We start from the raw sequence: 19,012 nt of genomic DNA, 5'->3' as shown, positions 1-19,012 counted from the left end.
CCGGCTGCGGGTTCATCCGAAGGAGGATTTACTACCATGAGAGCATACTGGAGCCGGTTCCACGCACAGCGCTTGTTCGTCAAACTGTTCTTCGTCATGGTCGTCGCGACGGTGACGGTCTGCGTCGTGACGTCGCTCGTGACGATCCGCATGTCCGAGCGCCTGTTCACCGAGACGTTCGGCATTACCAATTCCAAAGTGTTGAACCAGATCCGCACGGGGATGGAGTCGTTCAACGATTCCGTCGTCAACGCCGCTTCGCACGCTTCGCTCAACGGAACGATCAAAGCGTATTTGAGCGGGGGAGAAGGCAGCGCTATCCGCATGGCGGAGACGTATTTCGGCATGAACCAGCAGATGAAGCAGACCAAATCGAACGTCGACGCGTATAACGTGGGCGTGACCGCGGTCGGGATCAACGGACGCAATTATTCGACCGACCGCAACTATTGGCCCGTGCCCGAGCGTCGGCTGCTCAAGCATCCGCTGGCGCAGCGCACCGAAGCCGAACCGAGGCGGCTGATCTATCAGTACGATTCGGAAGCGGCGGGCGAAGGCGGCACGTACATTCCGTACATCATCGCGTCCAAAGCGCTGATGGAACGCACCAGCGGCTACATCTACGGGACGCTGTACATCTCGATCCGCGAAGACGAGTTCCGCCGCTTCTACGGCAACTTCACGAGCGCCGGCAACGACGTCGTTATCCTCGATGCCGAAGGCCGCATCGTATCGAGCAACCGCGAAGAGCTGATCGGCACCGTCTCGAAGCCGCTGCTCGGCTACGCCAGGCCGGCGGCAGAAGGCGACGAAGTGTCGCGGCGCAACGTGGACGTGTTCGGACGGAATTCCATTTTGCTGTCCAGCTACATCCCGGAGTACGATTTTTACCTCGTTAACCTGATCGACCGGGACTACGCGGCGGGCCGGGTCGTCAACCTGCGCGATCTCGTGCTGGTCGGCGGCCTGATCGTCGGCGCGGCGCTGCTGCTCGTGTTCCTGATCACGCGCCGGCAGACCCGCTCGCTGACCGTGCTCGTCCGGCAAATGTCGACGGTCACGGAGAAAAACTTCGACAATTACGTGCGCGTCACCGGAGCCGGCGGCTACGAAGTGCAGGAGCTCGGCCGTGCGTACAACTATATGCTAGACGAGCTCAACGACTATATCGCCAAGCTGCTGCAGACGCAGAAAGAGCGGCGCAACGCGGAACTGGCCGCGCTTCAGCGGCAAATCAATCCCCATTTCCTGTACAACACGCTCGCTTCGATCAAGATTCTCGTCCAAAAAGGCGACAAAGAAGCCGCGGCGGAGACAATCAACGCGCTGATCTCCCTGCTGCAAAATACGATCAGCAACGTCAGCGAGACGGTCACGATCGAGCAGGAACTCGAAAACATGCACAATTACGTCTTTATTAACCATGCCCGCTACGGCGACCGGATTCGCGTCAACGTGTTCGCTTCGCCGGACTGCATGCACTACCGGATGCCCAAGCTCATCATTCAGCCGTTTATCGAAAATGCGTTTTTCCATGCGTTTAACGAAAAACAAAGCGGCATGATCTACGTGCTCGTCTCGCAGGCGGACGGCAGGCTCGTCTGCGAAGTGAGCGACAACGGCGACGGCATGGACGACGGCGGCGAATGGAGCGCCGCGGCCGACGGCACCGCGCTGCCGAATCCGAAAAGCAAACGCCAACTCTTCACCGGCATCGGCGTCCGCAACGTGCACAACCGCATCACGCTGCTCTACGGCGAGGAATACGGCATCACGATCGACAGCCGCAAAGGCGAAGGCACCAAAGTCCGCATCACGCTCCCTCTGTTGACGGAAGAGAAGTAGACGTAGACGTAGCGGCCCAAAGGGGCAGAGGAGGCGATTCGCGGCGGCGCAGTCTGCGAGCCCAGTCCAATCAGGACGAGTCGTCACATCCGGCCCAGTCGAACCCGATCGTCCGGCCCAGTCGAGCTTAACCGAGCGTAGTCGCCGAGCCTGGCCCGGTCGATCCCGGTCTTCGATCCTGGTAAAACCCAGTCGAGTCCGGTCCGAAGCGCACGACTAATCCCTAAACGCCCGACTCGAAATTAACGTCCTGACGACAACTATTTGGCGGAAAAAGAGGGCTAACGAGCCAATAACTGCGAGAACGCACTTATTTTCGTCCCAAGCGACCTCCGACAGTCCGAAATGACGAAATAGATGTTCTCTCGCAGTTATTCTGCAAGCAGCTCGTCCCCGTGTGCAAATAAGTGTTCTCTTGCAACTATTTCAGTGTTCTCTCGCAATTGTTTCGCCATCAGACCGGTGCAGCGAGCGAATAAGTGCTTTCTCGCAACTATTCCGCCGACAGTTTGGCCTACGAGCAAATAGCTGCTCTCCCGCACTTATTCCGCCTACAAGCCGGCCCAGCGAGCCAATAACTGCGAGAACGCACTTATTTTCGCTCCCAAGCGACCTCCGATAGCCCAAAACGACGAAATAACTGCTCTCTCGCAACTATTCCGTCCAAGTGGCAGTTCTGCGAGCAAATAAGTGCTTTCTCGCAACTATTCCGCCGACAGTTTGGCCTACGAGCAAATAGCTGCTCTACCGCACTTATTCCGCCCACAAGCCGGCCCAGCGAGCCAATAAGTGCGAGAACGCACTTATTTTCGCCCCAAGCGCCCTCCGATAGCCCAAAACGACGAAATAAGTGTTCTCTCGCACCTATTCCGCCAAAAAGCCGGTTCTGCGAGCAAATAAGTGTTCTCTCGCAACTATTCCGCCGACAGTTTGGCCTAAGAGCAAATAGCTGCTCTACCGCACTTATTCCGCCCACAATCCGGCCCAGCGAGCCAATAAGTGCGAGAACGCACTTATTTTCGCCCCAAGCGACCTCCGACAGTCCGAAATGACGAAATAGCTGTTCTCTTGCAGTTATTCTGCAAGCAGCTCGTCCCCGTGTGCAAATAAGTGTTCTCTCGCAACTATTCCGCTATCAGACCGGTGCAGCGAGTGAATAAGTGCTTTCTCGCAACTATTCCGCCGACAGTTTGGCCTACGAGCAAATAGCTGCTTTACCGCACTTATTCCGCCCACAAGCCGGCCCAGCGAGCCAATAAGTGCGAGAACGCACTTATTTTCGCCCCAAGCGCCCTCCGATAGCCCAAAACGACGAAATAAGTGTTCTCTCGCAACTATTGCGTCCAAATGGCAGTTCTGCGAGCAAATAACTGCTCTCCCGCAGTTATTCCACATTTATCACCCCGGCCCCCGTCGCGCCGCCGTACTCCCGCCGCCTCTCGGCTCGCCGCGCCCTGCTGCCCCCCGGCCCGCCGTCATTCCGCACCGGCCTGCCTTGCCCCCGGCCCCCGGCCCCGCCGCCGCACTCCCGCCGTCGCGTACCCCACCCCGATTTCCCGCCTCAAAAACTTATCTCATTTTCATTTACGGCTTCATTTTTGGCGTCCGTGCGATTCGGCAGGCGCTTTTTTTCACGCTCGAACGCCGCAGTCAAACTGTAAATTTTACTCATATCCAAATTTATTACCATTGGTAACGTTACCAAAATCGCGACACACAATGATTTCCCTATTCCGTGCAAAGATATTCCTAACCTTAAACGAAGCGGCAATGCTAAGATTGATCTCGTAAAGCAACCGCTTACATCACCGATTTTCACGAATTAAAAGGGTGTCAGACCATCATGATAAACAGGGGAGATGAACGAAAATGAAAAACTGGAAAAAAGTTTTACTGCCGCTCGCGGCTTCGGCACTGATGTTGTCGGCATGCTCGGGAGGCGGCGGAGGTACAACCGCTTCGAGCTCGGACCCGGAGAAAAAAGAGATTACGATCTGGGCTTGGGACCCGAACTTCAACATCGCCGCGCTGAACCTGGCCAAAGAGAAATACGCCAAGGATCACCCGGACGTAACGATCAACATCATCGAGAACGCGCAGGCCGATATCGTGCAGAAGCTGAACACCGGCCTCAACTCGGGCACGACCAAAGGACTGCCTAACGTCGTCCTGATCGAAGATTACCGGGCGCAAAACTTCCTGCAAGCGTATCCGGATTCGTTCCGCGACATGTCCGCCACGATCAAAGCCGAAGATTTCGCCGATTACAAAGCGGGCCCGACAAGCGTCGACGGCAAGCAGTACGGCATTCCTTTCGACTCCGGCGTAACCGGCCTGTACGTGCGTACCGATTACCTGGAACAAGCCGGCTACACGCTGGAAGACGTCACGAACATCGACTGGGATCAATTCATCGAAATTGGCAAAAAAGTCAAAGAAGCGACCGGCAAAGCAATGCTGACGCAAGATCCGAACGACCTCGGCATTCTGCGCATCATGCTGCAATCCGCAGGTTCGTGGTATCTGAAGGAAGACGGCGTGACGCCGAACATCGTGGGCAACGCCGCTTTCAAGGAATCGCTTGAAGTGTACAAAGCGCTGTTCGATGCCGACATCGTCAAGATGAACTCCGACTGGAGCCAATTCGTAGCCGCTTTCAACAGCGGGGAAGTCGCTTCCGTGCCGACCGGCAACTGGATCACGCCTTCCATCAAAGCTGAAGCTTCGCAATCCGGCAAATGGGCCGTCGTTCCGATTCCAAGCCTGAAAGACACGGCCGATTCGATCAACGCTTCCAACTCCGGCGGCAGCTCGTGGTACGTCATGAACATGGACGGCCAGGAAACGGCAGCCGACTTCATGTCCACCACATTCGGCTCCGACGCCGAACTGTACCAGGAAATGCTGAGCAAAATCGGCGTACTCGGAACGCTCAAAGCCGCTTCGGGCGGTACCGCTTACGAAGAAGCCGACGAGTTCTTCCAAGGACAGAAGATCTACTCCGACTTCGCGAAATGGACAACCGAAGTGCCTAAAGTCAACTACGGTCTGCACACTTACGTGATCGAAGACATCCTGTCGGCTGAAGTTCAGAACTACCTGAGCGGCGCCAAAGACGTGGACGCGGTCATGAAAGACGCTCAAGCCCAAGCCGAAGCGCAGTTGAAATAAGCATAGGCTCTCCCTTTTCAACAACAGGCTTTTCCGTAAAAAGCGCACCCGGGCAGGTCAGCCTGCCCGGCGTTTGCGCGATGGCCCGACCAACCGAAAACTAGCGGTGAACTCCCGGTTATACGTTGTGTTTTCAAACGGCAAGCGACGCGTTTGAAAACACACCCTTTATGCGGGGGTTCTTCCGCCATGGTTGATCAAGCTTTTTTGCACCGTCGCAAGCAGCCGCAAATCGGCTCAAGTCTTTTCGCCAAACCAGTTCACTACGTAATTTAAGGAGGGATATCGGATGAAGACTACAGGTCCCGCAATGCAATTGACTCCACATCGAGAAAAATCCGGCCGCGGCCGTCGCTTCAAATCGGGATTGGTCGGCTGGATGTTTATCGCCGCTTCCGTCATTCTGATCGCCGCTTTTTATTTCTATCCGATGATCCAGGCTCTGATCCTGTCGTTCCAGACCGGCACGGGCATCAATATGAAATTCAACGGCCTCGGCAACTATCAGCGGCTGTTCACGGATAAAATGTTCCTCACTGCCGTAGGCAACACGTTCATCTATCTGCTGTTCCAAGTGCCGATCATGATCATTCTCGCGCTGTTCATCTCGGTTCTGCTGAACGACCGCAAACTGAAATTCAAAGGCTTTTTCCGCACCGCGATCTTCCTGCCGTGTATCACGTCGCTCGTCGCGTATTCGATCGTCTTCAAATACCTGTTCGCGCCGGACGGCCTCGTGAACGCGATGCTGCTCAATCTGCACCTGATCAACCTCCCGATTCAGTGGATCACCGATCCGTTCTGGGCCAAAGTGACGATCGTTATCGCGATCACGTGGCGCTGGACCGGCTACAACATGATCTTCTACCTGTCGGGTCTGCAAAATATCGACCAGTCGATCTACGAAGCGGCCCGCATCGACGGCGCTTCCGCGTTCCGCCAGTTTTTCAGCATCACGGTTCCGCTGCTCAAACCGATCATCCTGTTCACGTCGATCACGTCGACGATCGGTACGCTGCAGCTGTTCGATGAAGTCATGAACATTACGAAAGGCGGTCCCGGCAACGCGACGACCACCATTTCGCAGTACATCTACAATCTGTCGTTCGAATATTCGGCCGACTTCGGTTACGCGGCTACCGTGTCGTATTCCATCGTAATCATGATCGTCATTCTGTCCTTCCTCCAATTCAAAGTGGCAGGTGATCGCAATGCTTAAAGCCAAAAGAGCGTCCATGTATTTGTTCCTCTGTCTCGCGGCCTTTATCTCGATCTTCCCGTTCTTCTGGATGATCGTCAGCTCTACCAACCTGTCGGTCGACGTCACGCGGGGCCGGCTGCTGCCGGGCGCGCACATGCTCGACAACCTGCGCAACCTGACGGCAAGCGTCGACATCTGGAACGCGCTCGGCAACTCGGCCAAAATCTCGATCACGACGACGATTCTCGCCATGCTGATCGCTTCGCTCGCCGGTTACGGCTTCGAAATCTACCGCAGCAAAGCGAAAGACATCGTCTTCTCGATCCTGCTGCTGTCGATGATGATTCCGTTCGCGGCCCTGATGGTTCCGCTGTACCGCATGTTCGGTAAAATCACCAATTTCTTCCCGACCTTCGGTATCGATACGCCGGCGGCGGTCGTCATTCCGACGTTCACGACGGCGTTCCTGATCTTCTTTTTCCGTCAAAGCACCAAAATGTTCCCGCGCGAGCTGCTGGAAGCCGGCCGTATGGACGGACTGACGGAACTCGGATTGTTTTTCCGTATCTACCTGCCGACGATGAAAACGACGTACGCGGCAGCGGCAATCATCACGTTCATGTCGAGCTGGAACAACTACATGTGGCCGCTCGTCATCTTGCAATCGCCGGAGAACCAGACGATTCCGCTGCTGATTTCGAACCTCGGTTCGGGCTACGCGCCGGACTACGGCCTGATCATGATGGCGATCGTGCTGTCGACGGTTCCGACGGCGCTCGTATTCTTCCTCATGCAGAAGCACTTCGTTGCAGGCATGGTGGGGTCGGTCAAATAGCCTTGATTTGAGTAAGCCGTATGCCTTTTCTTTGGAAAACGATAGCGGGCATACGGGCTGGGGTCGTTACGGTCGCTGGTTGAAAACGGGAAACTTCGATGAGGTTGAAGCAGAGGTTTCCCGTTTTCAAAGGCGAACGCTGTCGCTCCTTCACGGACCCCAGCCCTGCTGCCTCGCGTTTTCAACGGAAAAGAATATGACAACCAAGAAAGGCCCTTTCACCTCGGAATAGGTGGAAGGGCCTTTTGTGTCGGGCTTGAATGCTTGGCGTCGTTTATAGGATGTGACGAAAAGAACTTCGCAAAAAAAGGCGTTACTCCGCCGTTTCGGCCGGTTTGTCGTTGAACTTGTAGCCGACGCCGCGGATCGTGCGGATATAGTGCGGCTTGGCGGGGTTCTTCTCCAGTTTTTTGCGCAAATTATAGATGTGTACCATGACCGTATGGGTGTCGCCCATATGGAAGTCGTCCCAGAGCAGGGAGAAGAGCTGTTCGTTTTTGTAGACGCGGTTCGGGTTTTTGGCGAGATGAAGCAGCAGGTTGAATTCTTTGGCGGACAAGGCGATCGGCTTGTTATCGACCAGCACGCGGTGCGCGGCAGGGTCGATCAGCAGGTTGTCGAACACGAGCGTCTCGTCAATCTGCTCTTCCGGCTTGGGCGGCATGTTGTTGCGCCGAATATGGGCTTTGACGCGCGCGATCAGCTCGATCGGGCTAAAAGGCTTGGAGATGAAGTCGTCGCCGCCAAGGCCGAGGCCCAGCACTTTATCGGTCGCTTCGTCTTTGCAGCTGACGAACAGGATCGGCACGTTGCTCGTCTTGCGGATCTCGCTGCAGATCTGGAAGCCGTCCATGCCGGGCAGCAGCACGTCGAGCAGCACGAGGTCCGGCAGATGCTGCTGGGCCGCCCGCAGCGCTTCCGCGCCGGTATAGGCGGACACCGTATGAAAGCCTTCGCGTTTGAGAGACATCGTCAGCAGCTCGTTGATTTCGGGGTCGTCGTCGACGATCAGAACCGTTTTGTTGAAGGACATGGGGCGTTCAGTCTCCTTGGGGATATCGCATGTCTAAAGTCCTTGTTTACTGATTCGATTATCTCATGCAAACGCGGCCAAGTCGATTGAATATTTAAAATTCGACAAGAAACGGCAGGCTTCCGGGCCTCGTTTGAACATGAAGATTCCAGGCGATCTTGCCAGGCGTGAAGACTATGCTATGATACGTGAATGAAGCTGCCGACTCGGGTTTCATTTTCGGGAAAAGGGAGGAACTCAAGCGGTGGGAATATTATGAAAAAACGTATATTGACCCGCTCCGGCATCGCGCTTCTGGTTTTGTTTTTTCTGATTCTCGCCGGGCTGATGGTGTCTCGATCGTCGTCCGGCCCAAACCCGCAGGGCGAGCCTCTGTCGGTACCGGGCGAGACCGAATTTGCCGCGGACGGAATTGCGCTCGACGGAGCATGGGCCTTCTATTGGAACCAACTGCTGGAACCGGCCGATTTTGCGAACGGACGCACGGGTCCGGCTCGTTATATCGACGTGCCGCGATCCTGGACCGGGTACGAGATCGACGGGCAGAAGCTGGGCAGCAGCGGATTCGCCACCTACCGCCTCGTCGTGGACATCCCCGACAAAGACGTCGAACTGGGGCTGATCACGACAGGCATCACTTCGGCGCACCGGATGTGGATCAACGGCAAGCTCGTCGAAGAGAGCGGCACGGTCGGCCGAACGCGGGCGGAAGCTTCGCCTTATATGGTGCCCGCGCTGACGCGGATCGAAGCCGGCCAGTCCCAGGCGGACATTATTATTCAAGTCTCCAATTATACGCAGCGCAAAGCGGGCCTGTTCGGGTCGCTCACCCTCGGCGAATACGATCGTCTGGAACAACAGATGAAAAACAAGCTGGTCACCGAGAGCATGGTCATCGGCTGTATGCTGATTATGGGGCTGTATCATGTTCTGTTGTACGCGCTGCTGCGCAAAAACCGGGAGTCTTTGTATTTCGGCCTCGTCTGCCTCGTGCTGGCGATGAAGAACAGCGGCCATTCGCAGTACGTGTTGGCGGAGCTGATCCCGGGACTGAGCGACAACGTCCTGCTGAAGCTTGAATATTTGGGTTTCGTAGGCAGCGCGCCGCTGTGCGTATTGTTCTGCTATTCCATTTTTCCCAATCAAATGTCCAAGCGCATGCGCAACGCATTGTGGATTCCGGGGCTGCTGTGTACGCTGTTCATTCTGTTCACGCCGGCCCAGGTGTATACCGATCTGGCGTCCGTCATGCAGGCTTACGCCATTCTGGTCGGGTTCGCGGTGATCTGGTACGTGATTCGTGCCGCGCTGAAGAAGCTTCCGGGCGCCCGCTGGATGCTGGCCGGCGGCTTGGTCTTTTTCATGACGGTCCTCAACGATATCCTCACCAGCAACGGCGTGATCCATACCGGCCTTTACTTTTCCTACGGCATCCTGTTTCTCATTGTCTGCCTGTCCGTGATCGTGGCGACCAAATTTTCCAATGCGATCCAGACGAACGAACGCCTGTCGGCGCGCCTGCTCGATCTCGATCGGGTCAAAGACGAATTTCTCGCCAACACGTCCCACGAGCTGCGCACGCCGCTGAACGGCATTATCGGGCTGACGCAGTCGATGCTGCACAGCATGGGCGATCGACTGGACGACAGCCAGCGGCTGCATCTCGATATGATCGTGTCCAGCGGCCAACGCATGTCTTTTCTCATTAACGATATTTTGGATTATGCCCTGCTCAAAAATAAAGACGTGCAGCTGAACCGGACCCCGATCAATCTGCATCAACTGGTACAGGTCGTGCTGACGGTGGTCAAACCGCTTATTACCGGCCGAAACCTCATTTTGCACAACCGGATCGATCCCCATTTTCCGACAGTCTACGCCGACGAGAACCGCATGCAGCAGATTCTGTTCAACCTGGTCGGCAACGCGATCAAGTATACGCCGTCCGGCCATATCGTCATTCGCGTGCAGAGCGTGCAGGGCGAAGTGGAGATCCAGGTCGAAGATACCGGAATCGGCATCCCGGAACACAAATTCGCCATGATTTTCAAACCGTTCGAGAAGCTGGATTCGATCGACAATACGGGAACGGGACTCGGCTTGAAGATTACGAAGCAGCTGGTCGAACTGCACGGCGGAGAGATCCGGGTCCAATCGAAAGTCGATGAAGGCTCCCGGTTCTCGTTCACGATCGGGCAGCGCAGGAACAAAGCCCCGTCCGTGTTCGCCGGGCGCTGGGCCGACGATTTCGTGCCGGAGAGCGCAGAAGTGCAGGCTTCGGTCGCGCCTGCCGCCGCGGCCGCCGGAGACGATTCGGACGAACAGCCGTACCGCGTGCTGATCGTGGATGACGAGCCGGTGAACCTGCAGGTCGTCATTCAGCAGCTGGCGCCGCTGAACTGCGTGTTCGAAGTCGCAAGCAGCGGCGCCGAAGTGCTGGAGCGCATGAACGAATTGACAGACATCGATCTGGTCATCACGGACATGATGATGGTCGGCATGTCCGGCTATGAACTGTGCGGCTGGATCCGGGAGCGCTACAGCCTGATCGATCTGCCGATCCTGATCATGACGGCAAGCAGCCGCGACGACACGATTGCCGCCTGCTTTGCCGCCGGGGCCAACGATTATATCTCGAAGCCGATCGGCCGCAACGAACTGGTCAGCCGGGTACGGACGCTGCTGCTGCTCAAAAGGTCCGCCCAGGAGCTGAGTCTGAACGGTCGGCAGTTGGCGGAGCTGAACGGGCAGCTGTCGGAATTGAATACGAATCTGGAGCACCGCATTCAGGGCCGCACCCTGGAACTGGAAGAGAAGAACGAAGCGTTGAGCCGTCTGGAGCTGTCCCGCCGACGGCTGCTCAGCGACATCTCGCACGAGCTGCGTACGCCGATGACCGCGATTCAGGGTTATGTCGAAGCGATCGTCTCGGGGCTCGTGGAGCATGAAGCAGACCGGAAGACGTATCTGGAAATGGTGCTCGTCAAAGCGCTCGGCCTGAACCGGCTGATCCACGATCTGTTCGAGTTGTCCCGCCTGGAGTCCGGCAAGTCCGACATGGTCTTCATGATGACGAGTCTGGGGGAATGGATCGATACGATCCAAGGGAAGTTCAAGTTGGACATTGTCCAGGCGAATCTGAACTACGAGTTCGAATCGACCGTGACCGCGGCCAAGCTTGGGCATTATCAAGTCGTAATCGACACGGACCGGATCACCCAGGTGCTGACCAATCTCGTGTTCAACGCGATCCGGCATACGGAAGCGGGAGGCACGATCACGCTTCGCTGCTCGATCGAGGAGTGGGAAGGGGAATCGCCCGGACAGCTTACCGTCTGCGTGGAAGATACCGGCGAAGGGATCGGGGAAGAATCGCTGCCGTTCGTGTTCGACCGCTTTTTCCGGGAGCGGCACGGTCGGCATACGGTGCAGAGCAGCGGGATCGGACTCGCGATCGCCAAAGGGATCGTCCAGCATCACAGCGGTACCATTTCCGTGGAAAGTACGGTGGGGCAGGGCAGTTCGTTCGTCTTCACGCTGCCGCTCTACGTGCTCGATTAAGCCAAGTCGTTCAAGACCGGTCTTCTCTGCGGAGAAGGTCGGTTTATTTATTTACAGAAGATTAACACGATACGGTTACATATCTAATTATTGGGTTTTATTATAAGAATACCTGTGGGGAACTGCCTCGCATGCCAAGCCGTTTTCGCCCATATGACCGATTTCCAACCTATAGCATTCATTTATCCGAAGGAGGACACCGGCTATGAACCGATTTCCGCTGATTACCGCGCATACCGGATGTATGGGCTATCTCGCCCATTCGCTGGAGTCGCTGTGTGCCGCGTTGAAGCTGGGCGTGGATGTGTACGAAGACGATATTCGCGTGACGGTCGACGGTGTGCCCGTGCTGGCCCATGACGACGAAGTGAAGCTGTCCCGGGGACGCCGGGGCAGCCTCAAAGAGCTGACGCTCGAAGAGTTGGAAGCCGATTCGGCCGCGCCGATCCTGCTGCTTGCGGACGTGCTCAGCTGGATTCGCACGACGGGCAAACGAATGAATCTCGATATCAAGACGGCCGACGCGCTGGAGCCGGTATCCGTCCTCGTCAAGCAGATGAAAATGGACGACCGGGTGTTTTTGAGCGGCTGCGAATACGACTGGGCGGTACGCGCGAACCGGATCGGCCCGTATTTGCGCAAGCTGCTGAACGTGAACGTCGACAGCTTTCGCAGCCTCAGTTACGAAGACGCCGTCAGTCAGGCCTGCGAAGAAGCGCGCACGGCCGGCTGTTTCGGGCTGAACGTACCGTATCAGGCCGTGCGCCCGCAGCTGCTTGCCGCCGCGCGGCAGCAAAGCCTCGACGTATTCGCCTGGACCGTCGCCGAAGCCGACGACATGCGCCGCCTGGCGCAGTGGGGCGTGCATTCGATCACGACGCTCGACCCGGCGAAACTGATCGCGGTGCGGGAAGGTACGGCTTTGGCGGAAGCGGAGTGAACGAGAAAACGCAAATCGAACTTATTTAGCAAAAAAAACATAAAAAGATAGTATAAGGCGAAACTGTTTACGTTCTTCGGGATCGGGTACTATTCTTTTAGACAAATCCACTGGAGGTGCATCACGATGGCAACGAAGGAACTCGCTTTGCACGAAAAACTTGAGATCCACGAACTTGTGATTCTCAAAACATCCTGTGTGACCAAAGCCGTAGCGATGTCGGGACTGGTTCAGGACGAGAAGCTGAGAGCGCTCATGCAGGAAGACATCGACAATTGTATGAAAGCAATCGACGAACTCAAAACACTTTTGATCAGCTGAGGAGGGTTTACCGATGACTACGCCAAAATCGATGACCAAAGAAACGCTTGTCAAAGCCGTAACGCCGATGAACGACATGGCGATCGCCACCGATATGCTGCTGTCCGCCAAAACGGCCGTGCGCAGCTACGCGATTGCCCTGACCGAAGCGGCTTCGCCGAAAGTGCGTAAAGTGCTCAAATCCCAGTTGGATACGGCTATCAAAACGCACCAGCAAATCGCCGATTACATGATCGAGAACGAGCTGTACCATCCTTACGACCTGCAGGAGCAAATCGATCACGACGTGAAAAAATCGGAGATTGCGCTTGAAGTGGTGCAGCAGAGCAAAGCTTGATCGAAGCGGAATCCGGCGGGTTCGCGATATTCGTCCATATAGCAAGGCTGTCGAGCAGCGCTCGACAGCCTTTTTGCTGCGCGTTCGGGAGGGCGGAGCCGGAAGAGTGGATCGGCTAGAGCCGTTCAATGAGACGCAAATAATGCGCCCGCAGAAGCGTCCGGAGCGTCTCCGGCTCCAGAATTTGGAACGATTCGCCGAAGCCGGCGAGAAAAGAGACGATAAAGTCCGTCTCCTGCGGCTCATACGTGCCGGAGAGAATCGCGCCGCCCGGCTCGCCCTGCGGCCCGGCGTCCGGTTCCGTCAACGTCATCGACGGATACAGGCCGCACCGCAGCCGGGATACGGCTTCGGGAGCGACGGCGCAGCGGAACGGGATCGCTTGCGGCGACGGGCGGCGAAGGGTGTGGGCATCGCGCAGATCAAGCGGAAGCAGGTCCGCGAGCGGTTCGTCCGCCACCGGTTCGGCGGACAAGATCCGGTCGCAGCGGAAGACGCGGTAATCGCTTTTGTCCAGGTCGTAAGCGCGGCAGTACCAGAATCCGCGCGCCGCATAGACGGCAAAAGGCTGGATGCGGCGCGCCGCCGGACCCGAAGGGCGGCCGGGGCTGGCGTCGATCGGCGGCGCTTCCGTTGCTTCCGGCGTTCCCGGCGAACCATTGGGGATCGCCTGTTCAGGCGAACGGGGCGGATCGGGCGGATCGGGCGAACCGGGCGGACGACCGGGGATCGCCTGTTCGGACGGACCGGGCGAATCGGGCGAACTGTCCGGACGACGGTTGGGCCCGGAGCCGGCCCCTGAGCCGGATGCATAACGGATCGCCAGCACTTGGCCGCGCACCGCCGCCTGCAGCAGCTGCTCCAGATGCTCGCCGGGTTCGGCAGAGGCGGCGGATTCGTGCGACGAAAAAGCGATCCGGTGTTCGAAGCGTTGGATTTGCCTACGCTGCTCCTCCGAGACGACGTCCATGAATTTGGCATGGATCGAAGCGAACGAGACGCGAAACGGATCGCCGGCTGTGCCGCGCACCGCCTGCATGGCGAAGTACAGCGACAGCACTTCGTCGTCGGTGAACGAGACGGGCGGCAGCGAGGCGGTATCGAGCACGCGGTAGCCGCCGCCGCGCCCGTGTTCCGCGTACAGCGGCAGGCCCAGTTCTTCCATTGACTGAACGCTGCGGATCGCGGTACTGCGGGAGATGCCGAATTCTTCCATCAGCTCGCGCAGCGTGAACCGCCGTTTGCGGTAAGCGTAGCGCTGCATGACGTTGAGCCGTTCCGCTTTTTTCATACCTTCTTCCTCCTGTCGTTGAAGATGGCGTACGCCGCCTATGTGGGGTCACCGATATTCTTTTTCTTTTTACGCCAAAAAGGTTTCATGAATAGACACCTTTTCGGGAGATGATCTCAGTGTAACCCCTATACCGAAGGAGGAACAAATGATGAATATCTATCCGGATGAAAAATCAACAGCTCAAACGGCGGACACGCAGGTAGAGATGATCCCTTTTCTGTCGCTCAACGGGCAGGCTGCGGCAGCGATCGCGTTCTATGAACAGGTGCTGGACGCCGAAGTGCTGCTGAAGGTCAGTTATGCGGAGATGGCGCAGAGAGACGACAGCTTCCGTTACGCGGCAGGACAAGAGGAATGGATTACCCATTCCGTGCTGCGGATCGGCGCCAACAAAATCATGATCGCGGAGGAAGAGCAGGATACGACGCGCCCGTGGAGCGCCGGCAACGACTTTTCGCTGTGCCTCCAGTCGACGGATCACGCTGCGATCGAGCGGCTGTACGACAGACTGACCGCCGATACGCGCACCGTCATCCTCGCGCCGCTGGCCGCCAATTCGTTCAGCAGCGGATACGGCGCAGTGCGCGACCCGTTCGGCGTCGTGTTCCAGTTTACGGTGACACGGCACGCTTTTTGAGCGCAGGGAACGGCGACGGGGAAAAGAGAAAAGGAATGGGCGAGGCAGGAACGGAGGAGCAGGAAAGGAAGAGATGAGATAGGAACGGCGAAGCAGGAAAGGGAACAACGAGAATGAGGGGAAGCAGGATTTACAAGGGACGATTCGGAAGGCGAAAAATAGCCGGATGAACGGTCTAAAGCGGCAGGATATGTGAAAAAATCGATTTGGCAGCACAAAGAACCCCGGGCTTGAGAGCAAGCCCGGGGTTCTTTGTGAAATAGGGAATCAGACACGTCGAATCGAACGCGGTGACTTCGAATAACGGCCAAATTCCATCTATTTTGGGCAAATCGAATCCGTTTCCCGCAATAACGGCTTATATCCAGCTAATCAGTTCATTCGACGGCGAAAACGTCCGTTTCCGATGAAATAGATGGATCTGGACCTTTATTGGGCGAGAAGCGAGCCTTTTCGCCGAAACAGATGGATTCAGGCCGTTATTCGGCGCCTGCGCCTATCCGATCTTGCTGCCTGCAGCCCAGACGCCGCGCAGGTCCAGCTCTTCGTCCATCAAGACGAGGTCGGCGCGCTTGCCCGGCTCGATCGAGCCGGTCTTGTCGTAGATGCCGGCCTGCCGGGCCGGCGCGGCGCTCGCCGCGTGCGAAGCGCGCTCGACGCTGAGCTGCGCCTGGCGGACGAGGAAGCGGAAGCCCTCGTCCATCGTCAGGCGGCTGCCGGCGAGCGCGCCGCCCAGCGTCAGGGCGACGCCGCCTTCGACCTTCACCGGCAGGTCGCCGAGGAAATAATCCCCGTCGCCGAGTCCCGCGGCGGACATGGCGTCGGTGACGAGGACGAGGTTCCCGTCGGTCTTCACCTTCGCCAGCAGCCTGACCGCGCCGGGATGGACATGAATCCCGTCCGCGATAATCTCGGCCGCGATCGAGTCGGTGCCGAGCACCGCCCCGGCCGCGCCGGGCTTGCGATGGTGCAGCGGCGTCATCGCATTGAACGTATGCACTGCATGGTTCAGTCCGGCGCCGACGGCAGCCAGCACTTCCTCGTAATTGGCGTCGGTATGTCCCAGCGCCGCCGTAATGCCGTTCGCTCTCAGCCACGCGATCGTCTCAAGCGCGCCTTCGCGCTCGGGCGCCAGCGTCAGCTGGCGTATCAGACCGGGATAGCGCGCTTCCCAGTCTTCCAGCCAATCCGTCCGCGGCTGCGAGATATGGGCCGGGTTCTGCGCCCCCGGCCACTGCGGGCTAATAAACGGCCCTTCCAGGTGCACGCCTTCGATGCTTGCGCCGGCGGCATCCGCGCCCGGCATCCCGCTGCGCTGCCGGTGCGTCCAGACGGCTTCCAGCACGCCGTCGATCATGTCGCGCGTTGCCGTCATGGTCGTCGCCAGCATCGACGTCGACCCGTGCGAGCCGTGGAACCTGGCGATGGTATCGAGGACGCCGGGCTTGCCGGCGTCCATGAAGTCTTCGCCCATCCCTCCGTGGACGTGGATGTCCACGAAGCCCGGCAGCAGCCAGCCTCCGGCGGCGTCGATGATCTGCTCGCCGCTCTGCCCCGCGTGCTCCGCCGCGCCGCGCTGCCCCGCGATCTCCGCCGCGCCGCGCTGCCCCGCGATCTCCATCGCCCCGTTCCGCCCCGCGATCTCCGCCGCCCCTACCCCGGCCGAGACCGCCCGGCCTTCGGCATCTTCGACGGAGACAATCACGCCGTACGCCACGATGCAGGTGCCGCCGGCGATCACGCCGCTTGGCGTCACGATCTTCGCGTTGACGAAGCGGAGCAGTCCGCTTCCGCCTTCTCCATCTTCTCCGCCTTGCTCTTGCTTTTTGCTGTTTGCTTCTCCCAAAGCTTCCAGGCCGGCGTCCGGCTCCGGTTCCGGCACGTCGATATTCAGCTCCAACTGCTCCACATGCGGCTCGGCCGGCGCGTTTTCGTTTTCCACATATTCGCGCTCATTGCTCACGGCTTCCCCTTGCCTCTTCGGGCCATCGCTGCGATTGTCTCCCGCATGCTCCCGCCCGGTTTCCAATCCGTCCAACCGTTCTTCGGGCCGTTCCCCGTTCGGGTGTTCCGCCCGATCTTCTCGCCGTTCTTCTCCGCCGCTCATTTCGCCCACGCTCCCGCCGCCTCGTCGAGCAGGACGACGAGATTCGGATGCAGCTGCAGCAGCGAAGCCGGGCACTGCGTCGTGATCGGTCCGGTCAGCGCGCGCTTGGCGATGTCCGCTTTGGACGCGCCGCGCACGACGAGCAGAATCTGCCGCGCTTTCATAATGCCGGCCACGCCCATCGTGATCGCCTGCTTGGGCACTTCGTCGATCGAATCGAAAAAGCGCGCGTTCGCTTCGATCGTCTGCTGCTGAAGCGTCGCCGCATGGGTGCCGGGAATCAGTTCGTCGTCCGGCTCGTTGAACCCGATATGCCCGTTGTGGCCGAGTCCGAGCAGTTGGAGGTCGATGCCTTCGTCTTCGATCATGGCGTCGTAATACGCGCATTCCTGCTCCAGATCGACCGCAAGGCCGTTCGGCACATGCGTGTTGGCGGGATCGATATCGATCTTGTCGAACAGATGCGTGTTCATGAAGCAGCGGTAGCTCGCCGGATGGCCGCCGGACAGCCCGACGTATTCGTCGAGATTGTACGAGCGGGCTTTGGCGAAGCTCACGCTGCCGCTGTCATGCAGCTTGACCAGCTCGCCGTAGATGCCGATCGGCGTGCTGCCGGTGGCCAGGCCGAGCACGGCTTTGGGCTGGGCTTGCAGCAGGCTTGCGATCAAGCCGGCTCCGGCGCGGTTCAGGTCTTCTTCGGTACGGAACGTCAACACATTCATGATTTGGCACCTCCGGGTGGGTTGAGATACTGACGGACGTTGTGGTAGGACTGTTCGAGCATGGGCACGTATTCGTCGAAGCCTTCGCTCAGCATGCCCGCGAACAAGATGTCGATCACGTGCAGCTGCGCGATCCGGGACGCCATCGCGCCGCGCCGCACGCCTTCTTCGAGCGACGAGGTGAACAGCGGAATATCCGCCAGATCGGGCAGGGGACTGGTGCCGTACCGGGTCAGCGACAGCGTGAGCGCTCCGGCGTCTTTGGCGCAGCGGAGCGCGGCGATCGTCTCCGGCGTCTCGCCCGAATACGAAATCGCCAGCGCCACGTCGCCGGTATTGAGCGTGGACGCCGACGTGATCTGCATATGCGAATCGGCGAACGCGGTACAGCTTTTGCCGATCCGGATCAGCTTCTGATACAGATCCTGCGCGACGATCGACGACGTGCCCATGCCGTACAGGTCGATACGCCGGGCACTGCCGAGCGCCGCGACGGCCCGTTCCAGCGCTTCGGGATCGAGCAGCCGGGTCGTGTCGGTAATCGAGGAGAGATGGTTGGCTTCGATGGCGCGCGCGATCTCTTTGAGCGGCCGTCCGGCGACGATATCCTGATACGTGGCCGCTTCGGACGGGCGCGACAGCTCGCCGATCAGGCGCATTTTGAAATCGGGAAATCCTTTGAAGCGCAGCGATTTGCAAAACCTCGTCACCGTTGCCGCGCTGATTCCGCAGGCGGACGCAAGCTCCGTAATGCCGAGGCGCTGGACGAGCTCCGGTTGTTCCAGGATGTAGTCGGCCAGCCGTTTCTCCTGCGGGGAGAAGCGGTCCAGCCCTTCTTTGATCAGCAGCAGCGTAGCGGACATGACAGCACTCCTTCGGCAGGCGGCCGCCCATACCCAAGACTAACCACCTTATGAAAAATATTTTTAAAATATATAATATAAAAAAGAAAAAGTTTTTCTTGCGTCCATCATAAACGATGCGTGCCGCGGATACAAGCCTCTTTTG

Annotated in this window: 14 protein-coding genes; 9 read left to right on the top strand and 5 right to left on the bottom strand. The window is 58.1% G+C overall.

Going from position 1 to position 19,012, the window contains the following annotated elements:
• Positions 1-36: 36 nt before the first annotated feature.
• The 4 genes from FFV09_RS05695 to FFV09_RS05680 all read left to right on the top strand — a co-directional run bounded on the left by FFV09_RS05695 (position 37) and on the right by FFV09_RS05680 (position 7,052).
• Complete coding sequence (locus FFV09_RS05695) at positions 37-1,845, top strand: sensor histidine kinase (protein WP_141446867.1); 1,809 nt, start codon at positions 37-39, stop codon at positions 1,843-1,845.
• Between the two features lie 1,869 nt (positions 1,846-3,714).
• Positions 3,715-5,016, top strand: coding sequence for an ABC transporter substrate-binding protein (locus FFV09_RS05690; protein WP_141446865.1), 1,302 nt, complete (start codon positions 3,715-3,717; stop codon positions 5,014-5,016).
• A 289-nt stretch (positions 5,017-5,305) separates the two neighbouring features.
• Positions 5,306-6,235 (top strand): carbohydrate ABC transporter permease, encoded by a 930-nt coding sequence (locus FFV09_RS05685; RefSeq protein ID WP_415663190.1) that lies wholly within the window; start codon positions 5,306-5,308, stop codon positions 6,233-6,235.
• Positions 6,228-7,052: a carbohydrate ABC transporter permease gene (locus FFV09_RS05680; RefSeq protein ID WP_141446863.1), complete on the top strand. Its 825-nt coding sequence runs from the start codon at positions 6,228-6,230 to the stop codon at positions 7,050-7,052. Before FFV09_RS05685 ends, FFV09_RS05680 begins: the two co-directional genes overlap by 8 nt.
• A 313-nt stretch (positions 7,053-7,365) precedes the next feature.
• Here the strand turns inward: FFV09_RS05680 and FFV09_RS05675 are convergent, their stop codons facing one another.
• On the bottom strand, positions 7,366-8,085 hold the full coding sequence (locus FFV09_RS05675; protein WP_141446861.1) for a response regulator transcription factor: 720 nt from the start codon (positions 8,083-8,085) through the stop codon (positions 7,366-7,368).
• A 255-nt stretch (positions 8,086-8,340) separates the two neighbouring features.
• Here FFV09_RS05675 and FFV09_RS05670 point away from each other — a divergent pair, with 255 nt between their 5' ends.
• The 4 genes from FFV09_RS05670 to FFV09_RS05655 all read left to right on the top strand — a co-directional run bounded on the left by FFV09_RS05670 (position 8,341) and on the right by FFV09_RS05655 (position 13,244).
• The gene (locus tag FFV09_RS05670) at positions 8,341-11,646 is read left to right on the top strand and encodes an ATP-binding protein (RefSeq protein ID WP_170314950.1); all 3,306 of its coding nucleotides are present in this window, start codon (positions 8,341-8,343) and stop codon (positions 11,644-11,646) included.
• A 205-nt stretch (positions 11,647-11,851) separates the two neighbouring features.
• A complete protein-coding gene (locus FFV09_RS05665; protein ID WP_141446858.1) occupies positions 11,852-12,586 on the top strand; it encodes a glycerophosphodiester phosphodiesterase in 735 nt (244 codons plus the stop codon).
• A gap of 126 nt (positions 12,587-12,712) precedes the next feature.
• Positions 12,713-12,907, top strand: a complete 195-nt coding sequence (locus tag FFV09_RS05660; protein WP_141446856.1) for a spore coat protein — start codon at positions 12,713-12,715, stop codon at positions 12,905-12,907.
• Positions 12,908-12,920: 13 nt separating this feature from the next.
• The gene (locus FFV09_RS05655) at positions 12,921-13,244 is read left to right on the top strand and encodes a spore coat protein (protein WP_141446854.1); all 324 of its coding nucleotides are present in this window, start codon (positions 12,921-12,923) and stop codon (positions 13,242-13,244) included.
• Positions 13,245-13,359: 115 nt separating this feature from the next.
• Here the strand turns inward: FFV09_RS05655 and FFV09_RS23690 are convergent, their stop codons facing one another.
• The gene (locus FFV09_RS23690; RefSeq protein WP_170314949.1) at positions 13,360-14,535 is read right to left on the bottom strand and encodes a helix-turn-helix transcriptional regulator; all 1,176 of its coding nucleotides are present in this window, start codon (positions 14,533-14,535) and stop codon (positions 13,360-13,362) included.
• Between the two features lie 148 nt (positions 14,536-14,683).
• Between FFV09_RS23690 and FFV09_RS05645 the strand changes: the two genes are divergently transcribed.
• Positions 14,684-15,175, top strand: a complete 492-nt coding sequence (locus tag FFV09_RS05645) for a VOC family protein (protein WP_246098487.1) — start codon at positions 14,684-14,686, stop codon at positions 15,173-15,175.
• Between the two features lie 496 nt (positions 15,176-15,671).
• Here the strand turns inward: FFV09_RS05645 and nagA are convergent, their stop codons facing one another.
• From nagA to FFV09_RS05630, 3 genes are all read right to left on the bottom strand, one after another.
• Entirely contained in the window at positions 15,672-16,958 is a 1,287-nt protein-coding gene (nagA, locus tag FFV09_RS05640) for an N-acetylglucosamine-6-phosphate deacetylase (RefSeq protein WP_246098543.1), read from the bottom strand.
• A 320-nt stretch (positions 16,959-17,278) separates the two neighbouring features.
• Positions 17,279-18,004: a glucosamine-6-phosphate deaminase gene (nagB, locus tag FFV09_RS05635; RefSeq protein ID WP_141446851.1), complete on the bottom strand. Its 726-nt coding sequence runs from the start codon at positions 18,002-18,004 to the stop codon at positions 17,279-17,281.
• Positions 18,001-18,867, bottom strand: coding sequence for a MurR/RpiR family transcriptional regulator (locus FFV09_RS05630; protein WP_141446849.1), 867 nt, complete (start codon positions 18,865-18,867; stop codon positions 18,001-18,003). The genes nagB and FFV09_RS05630 overlap by 4 nt, the downstream gene beginning before the upstream one ends.
• Positions 18,868-19,012 lie beyond the last annotated feature (145 nt).

The sequence above is a fragment of the Saccharibacillus brassicae genome, from assembly GCF_006542275.1.
Classification (GTDB): Bacteria; Bacillota; Bacilli; order Paenibacillales; family Paenibacillaceae; genus Saccharibacillus; species Saccharibacillus brassicae.
This window is presented reverse-complemented; position numbering and strand designations above follow the sequence as displayed.